This window comes from Paenarthrobacter sp. PAE-2 (assembly GCF_026013155.1).
Classification (GTDB): domain Bacteria; phylum Actinomycetota; class Actinomycetes; order Actinomycetales; family Micrococcaceae; genus Arthrobacter; species Arthrobacter ureafaciens.
This window is the reverse complement of sequence record NZ_JAPDNV010000075.1, coordinates 1-5,417: the sequence shown is the minus strand read 5'-3', so window position 1 is coordinate 5,417 and position 5,417 is coordinate 1. Positions and strand designations below refer to the sequence as shown.

General features: G+C 62.1%; 7 protein-coding genes and 1 pseudogene. 4 read left to right on the top strand and 4 right to left on the bottom strand.

Translation table 11 applies throughout. The annotated features are described in order from the left end of the window. Window positions 1-542 (bottom strand): annotated as a pseudogene (locus OCL88_RS20695) (site-specific integrase); the annotation flags it as partial. A gap of 384 nt (window positions 543-926) precedes the next feature. Between OCL88_RS20695 and OCL88_RS20690 the strand changes: the two are divergent. Continuing rightward, the gene (locus tag OCL88_RS20690) at window positions 927-1,358 is read left to right on the top strand and encodes a DUF732 domain-containing protein (protein ID WP_264963795.1); all 432 of its coding nucleotides are present in this window, start codon (window positions 927-929) and stop codon (window positions 1,356-1,358) included. Window positions 1,359-1,486: 128 nt separating this feature from the next. After that, on the top strand, window positions 1,487-2,086 hold the full coding sequence (locus OCL88_RS20685; RefSeq protein ID WP_264963794.1) for a hypothetical protein: 600 nt from the start codon (window positions 1,487-1,489) through the stop codon (window positions 2,084-2,086). 552 nt (window positions 2,087-2,638) lie between these two features. On the opposite strand, the gene OCL88_RS20680 is transcribed toward OCL88_RS20685, so the two are convergent. Beyond that, entirely contained in the window at window positions 2,639-3,274 is a 636-nt protein-coding gene (locus OCL88_RS20680; protein ID WP_264963797.1) for a PAS and ANTAR domain-containing protein, read from the bottom strand. Window positions 3,275-3,593: 319 nt separating this feature from the next. Between OCL88_RS20680 and OCL88_RS20675 the strand changes: the two genes are divergently transcribed. Both OCL88_RS20675 and OCL88_RS20670 read left to right on the top strand, forming a co-directional pair. Next, window positions 3,594-4,001, top strand: a complete 408-nt coding sequence (locus tag OCL88_RS20675; protein ID WP_264963793.1) for a plasmid pRiA4b ORF-3 family protein — start codon at window positions 3,594-3,596, stop codon at window positions 3,999-4,001. Then, window positions 3,890-4,237: a plasmid pRiA4b ORF-3 family protein gene (locus OCL88_RS20670; protein WP_264963796.1), complete on the top strand. Its 348-nt coding sequence runs from the start codon at window positions 3,890-3,892 to the stop codon at window positions 4,235-4,237. The genes OCL88_RS20675 and OCL88_RS20670 overlap by 112 nt, the downstream gene beginning before the upstream one ends. Here OCL88_RS20670 and OCL88_RS20665 read toward each other — a convergent pair. Beyond that, on the bottom strand, window positions 4,217-4,924 hold the full coding sequence (locus tag OCL88_RS20665) for an RES domain-containing protein (protein WP_264963792.1): 708 nt from the start codon (window positions 4,922-4,924) through the stop codon (window positions 4,217-4,219). The two genes, OCL88_RS20670 and OCL88_RS20665, sit on opposite strands and share 21 nt — an antisense overlap. A gap of 3 nt (window positions 4,925-4,927) precedes the next feature. Next, complete coding sequence (locus OCL88_RS20660; RefSeq protein WP_264963791.1) at window positions 4,928-5,320, bottom strand: hypothetical protein; 393 nt, start codon at window positions 5,318-5,320, stop codon at window positions 4,928-4,930. Window positions 5,321-5,417: the final 97 nt, after the last annotated feature.

The window sequence follows — 5,417 nt, the reverse complement described above, 5'->3', positions numbered from 1 at the left end:
GCTGGCAGCCAGCGTTTGGAACCCTTGGCGAACTCTGTGTCGACCAGGTCGTCGGCAGCGTCGAAGAACGTCTGCAGTTCTGTCCGGGTGAACGCCCGGCGGCGTGCCGGCAGGGCATCGTCCGTCGTGTGTCGTGGCGAGTTCCACTCGAACACGACCTGCACCGGAATGTCCGCGAAGACCCGCTCACAGAACGTGGCCCAACCGTAACGCCCGTCCGTTAGATAGGAACAGAAAGCCCTGATGGCCCCGGAGTTTGTCCTCAGGGTTGATAACGCCAACCCTTTCTCTGAGCTGCGGCGGTCTGCCAGAAATTCATCCACGTGATGCGCCGACCACGTCCACGGATACTCGTTCGCGTGCTCCTGGAACTTCTGGATCGTCCCGCATGAGCTCTTGATGTACGACGTCGACAGACCGCGAGCCAGCATCTGTGCACGCCAGCCATCCACCATCGCCTCGAAGACTCGATCCTCGGCACGCAGCAGCCCGACATTCGCGTTGGTCAGAAAGGCCGGAATCCGCCCAGATTCGATACTCACTGAGCTAACTGTACGCAAAAATCTCTCATCTAATGAGAGACTACGTCACTGTGCCGCGGCGTCCCGCGCAAACGCTGACTTCCAGCAATCGACGTCAATTGGTCATTGCACCGCACTGACCTGCGCAAACATCAAAAAACAGGATGAGACGAGTTCTCTAATCTACTTCTACTCGTCCTACTCAAACGCCGATAATGGAGATTCTGTAAAGCTGGGGGAGTGTGGGGTTAGCCTGACGTGTTAGGCGCGAAAGTGGTGGTGGCACAAACAGACCCGCTCCGGAGGCGCCTCGCTTGTCGTTTTACCGATGGTGTTCGCCTTTGGTCCTATACTCAGGGAACAGACGCTGGCAGGGGACCAGCGGCCGTAGTAACTGGGGGAATCATGCGCAAATCATGGGCGTGCTGCCTGCTGGCCGTTCTTGCGCTGTCCGGTTGTTCCGGGGCGTCGACTCAGAGTTCAGAATTCAGTACCGCGCCTCCCGCCGCCACCGTGACGGCCACGTCTAAGCCTTCCACTTCCTCGGCTGCTGCGACCAAGAAGGCCTCGACACGTGAAGAGATGGTGAGAGATATCTATCTCGAAGCCATCTATGAGTCTGAACCAGCACTGAAGAGTGCTGGCGCCGGTGAGGACCTCGTCAGTATCGGCCAGGGGTTCTGCGATATGTACGACGGCGGGGCTGTCGGAACCGACATCAACAACTACATACTGACCGCTGCTGGTTGGGCATATACGGTGCCGCAGTTGGTAGCCGTGCATGGTGCCGCGGTGGGCGCGTACTGCCCGCAGCACGAGGACAAGATGAGCCTGTAACGGCTCCTGCTAACCGAAGGTTCTGAAGATCGAGCCTGTAAGGCGATCATCGTGGGCGGCCCTCCGAAGTGGCATCGGCCTGAACCTGCCTCTACCGCTTACACGCTGCAAACCGAGCATCCAGGATAATGAGCGCATCCATCAAGGTCCCATACTCAGATTCCCGGACTGGTGAATGGGAGGGAGTCCGGAAGGTGTTTCTCCCGGAGACTCCTTCCCCTGAGGTCCTCCGCGCCCTGCACTGGTCCCGCTTTGCCATCGGGGCAGCGTGGGAAAGATGCGCCGGCAATCAAGGAGACGCACGAGCTACTTGGACGGCCGCGGTTGAGGGAGTGTGGTGGGCCCTGGCCCTCGACGAGGAACTCCGAGAGCAGATGCCGGTGATTTACTCCGAGGCGCGCTCCACGGACCCCTATGGCCAGACCGTAAGCGGCTTCCGCTGGCTACGGAACCGGCATGCTCACGAGATCGTAATTACTGGTCAGGGCGGCCCAAAGAAGAACTTCTACGGCAAGCCAGGCGACGGCTACATGTTCTACATCAGCCCTTCGAATCGTTGGAAGCGACGGGCCGACATAGCTCCCCAGCGCGAGAAGGTCGACGAGACGGCGCAACAGCGGTATGACGATTACGTCGCTGGCTGGCCGCTGGAGAGACCCTGTCTCGCCCCGGAGTCTGGTTCGACAGGGTTTTCAGTGCCTGTGGGTACCCACCACCTGACGAAATGATGGATAGCACTGTGCTCTGAGCGCAACAGAGCGGCCCGCAGGATCCTGCGCTACGGAGTGCTTTCCGCTATCGGTCAGACGCGCGACACGCATGGCAACTGCGCAATCGAGGAGTTTTTACAGATTTTCTGATGGGACGGCTTGATGGTCAGGAACGGCACCTTCTGGCAGGTTGAGTAGGGAAAGTCTCAGCTGGCCTTGATCGGAACTTGAGGAGCGTCGTGCATAGTAGGTGGGCCGTGTAGCAGCGCGCGGTTCACGGGCCGGGAGCTTCATCCCGTCCGTGAGGTGGGCAATGCCTAAAGTCCCGCCGCTGCCCCCTGACCTCGCAGCGGCGGGACTCCCGCCCATTGATCGCGTTGCTTATGTCACCCTGATATCCAGCCGGGTACAACTGCGGATACGCCAAGTGAGGGCATGCATAGGTGTCGGTGCAAGAAGCCGCGGTTCAGCGCTCGGTCACCTTGTGTAGCCCGCCGGTGGCAGAAGGAGCCGGCAGGCCTGCAGCGTACCGTTCACCCGTCCCGACGTTCGTCCGCAAAGACTGTGGACCTATTGAGTGGACATCTGGTGGCCTCGTGGTTGCGTTACCCATTTTCCAAGGGTGTCGTGGATCCGCCTGTTGTCCGCGGCAGCGACGAGTTGGGCGGCGAGGGCCGACACTTTCACGTTCGTGTTCTGGCTGCGCGCGGCCAGCCGGTCGAATGCTTCCGCCGGGCCGATGTTGAAATAGCCCATGAGGATGCCCTTGGCCTGCTCGATGACACCACGGCTGGCATAGGCGTTAACCAGGGCCAAGGCGGCGGCCTGACCGCTTTCGATGGCCATGGAACGGGTCAGGTCAACGGTGAGCCCGTGAATGGCCACGACCTTTCCAGTGTCATCCCGGTCAGCCTCGGCGACCGTGAGAACCCGGTGTTCTTTGCCTTTGCTGTCGATGATGCGGTGGAAGTTGGACGCTTGTCCGCCGTCGCGGGCGAGGGTCTCAATGAGCTGGCGGGCCGCGTCACGGTCTTCCGGGTGCATGTGGGCGATCACCAGATCCCGGGTTGGCACAACGTCGCCACGGGCGTAGCCGTGCATTCTGTACAGCCCCTCCGACCACTCGCTCCGGCCGGTCTGAAGCGACAACAAAAAAGAGCCCGTCGGGCAAACCTCGCCCGGGGGAAGGGGAAAACCGTATGACACACGGTCCTCGGACACTCGCACACTCCTTCGCTCAATCACAGCCACCGGTGCGGCCTACCAAAAGATACCAACGCCGATCCGCCTGCGAATTCTCCCGCATCCTTGTCATGACGGGCCTACGCAGTCCACCCTGGCACGAGGGCGAAAAGCCCAGCCGTGACGCCGGAATGCAACCCCCTCCGGGGCGTCTCCCCCGGCCGTTTCGAATCGCCGATAACCGTCGTTCCGTCAATTTGGGGGAGTGCCTCGGGCGGGTGACGGGCCAGTAAGCCGGGGCCTGAAAGAATGGCCGGATGGAGAAACGTTGGGTCAGGCAGGCATGACAGCTGAGGCGGTCCTGGAAATTCGCGTCGAACTTATCGACAGCGAACCGGTCATTTGGCGTCGGCTCGATATTCGGGGAGCTATGGCGCTGAACCAGATGCATCAGGTGCTACAGGTGGCCTTCGGCTGGGAGGACATCCACCTGCACAGGTTCACCGCGCTGGAGCCATTTGTGCGCCTTCGGCCCGTCAACGGCGTGTACCCGGACGACCTGCAGTGGCTTCCCAGGCAGGAGTGCTTTGACCCTGACGACAGGCCGGAGGAGGACCTGTCCCTGGAGCAGTGCTCGTTCTGGGTGGCGGCAAAGCGTTCTACGAGTACGACTTCGGCGACAGCTGGCTGCACCGTCTCGAGCTGTTATCACAACGCCCTGCGGACGAAAGTGCCCCGCCTGCACGGCTGATTGACGGTGACCGCCGCGGCCCGGTGGAAGATTCCGGAGGAACGCCTGGGTACGAACAGCTGATGGACGTTCTTGCCGACCCGGAGCATCCAGACCACGCGGAATGCGCCGCCTTGGTGGCAGAGATCACCGGATCTGATGAGCCTTTCGACCCCGCCTTCCTGGACGTTGCCGCGGTCAATCGGGAGTTGTCGGAGCTGTTCCAGGACTCCGGGCTATTCCTGCCTCCACGTTAGCCCCAGCATCGCGAAGGAGTGCCTGACGGCGTCACTGTCGTGGTGGAGTTCCTCGGGCCTGCTGCCGCGCAGCTGCGGGCTGATAACGCCGTCGCCGGGTCGTTCAAAGATGGCCCACAACTGCAGTTCATCGCCGTGACGGGAGGCGAAGGTGACGCCGTCGAGGTCCGTGTTCTCGTAAATCCAGGCAGCGATGGCCTGGGTCAACCGGCGCGGCCGCGCGTCCTTCAACGCCGCTGCGTCAAAATCCGTCAGACCGAGGCCGAGCGCCACACCGATGAAATGCGGATACAAGGTTGCGATGGACCGGGAACCGGTCACGGCGCAGTAAGCACCTGCCAGCTCGGCCGAGGAAGCGGCCCGGGCATCAAGCCACTCCCGCGGTACCTGCCCGGGCGGTACGGTCGGGTGAAGGACAGCGTCTTCCTCGTCCTCCACGATCTCGTCCAGTTCCGCGGCTATCCTGGCGTCAAGCCGGAACCCTGCCAGCACCTCGAGCAGGCAGGCCAGAAGGCTCGATCCGGCATAGACAGTGCGGAAGTTTCCATGCAGGTCATCCCAGCGACCCGGGAACCTGCCCTCGGTCGACCATTCCCAGCCGCTCCACGCCCACGGCTCGGGACGGAACCCAATCCGCCAAACCCGTGCGCCCCCGGCAGCCGTTGATGTCAGCTGTACAGAATCCACCCCTCAGCCGGCCGCCGCGAACGCCCGCGCGGCGGCAAGGACCGCCTGCGCTGCGTCCTCGACCTGGCCTTCGCGCAACAGCCGCGCCGGCGGCACATCGTCCAGCTGCGGATTCATGCCCTGAAACCACGCCTGAACCACGGCACGGGAGTCACGCTCGGCCAGCAGCGCGGCCACATGGTAGGCATGACGAAGCCGGGTCAGCACCTCGGCCGAGGGCTTCCGTTCACCATCAGCCCACTGGCGAACAGCCCGGGTTTCCTTCACCGAACCGATGTAGGCCACGAGCTTCGCACCGAGGATGTCCCGCAGGTCCCGGACCAGCTCATCCTCAGGAAGACGAATCGAATCCTGATGCGCTTTCAGCCCGCCCCGGGCTCCTGCAACTGCCGCCATGGTCCCATGCTCGCACGGAAAACAGCCAGTTTCAACCCCTGAATCACACCCTGAATCACAGGTGCAGAAACGCCGATAATGGACCTTATGTAAAGTA

Coding starts and splice junctions, on each gene's coding strand:
- OCL88_RS20660 (WP_264963791.1), bottom strand. CDS start 5,320: ATGGCGGCAGTTGCAGGAGCCCGGGGCGGGCTGAAAGCGCATCAGGAT.
- OCL88_RS20675 (WP_264963793.1), top strand. CDS start 3,594: ATGACAGCTGAGGCGGTCCTGGAAATTCGCGTCGAACTTATCGACAGC.
- OCL88_RS20685 (WP_264963794.1), top strand. CDS start 1,487: ATGAGCGCATCCATCAAGGTCCCATACTCAGATTCCCGGACTGGTGAA.
- OCL88_RS20690 (WP_264963795.1), top strand. CDS start 927: ATGCGCAAATCATGGGCGTGCTGCCTGCTGGCCGTTCTTGCGCTGTCC.